This window comes from Pelomonas margarita (assembly GCF_043555875.1).
In the GTDB taxonomy this organism is placed as follows: domain Bacteria; phylum Pseudomonadota; class Gammaproteobacteria; order Burkholderiales; family Burkholderiaceae_C; genus Pelomonas; species Pelomonas margarita.
Map to the genome: position 1 here is coordinate 1 of NZ_JBIGHW010000086.1, position 267 is coordinate 267.

General features: G+C 67.0%; 1 protein-coding gene. It reads left to right on the top strand.

What is annotated here, in order from left to right:
• On the top strand, window positions 1-267 hold a 267-nt coding region (locus tag ACG0Z3_RS23355; RefSeq protein WP_394402468.1), incomplete at both ends, for a transposase.

The window sequence follows — 267 nt, forward strand, 5'->3', positions numbered from 1 at the left end:
TGGCCCCGCTGTTCGCCCGCAAGGCCCGCATGGGCAAGTCCCGCGAGGACGCAGACATGTTTGGCCCCACGCTAGTGGTGGCCGCCGGCGGCGTGAGCCGCGCGGGCCGCCCGCGCCTGCCGATCCGGCTGATGGTCTCCCTGCTGTACCTCAAGCACGCGTTCAACGAGAGTGATGAATCCGTCGTCGAGCGATGGAGCGAGAACGTGGTCTGGCAGCTCTTCAGCGGCATGGAGTACTACCAGAGCAAGCTGCCCTGTGACGCCA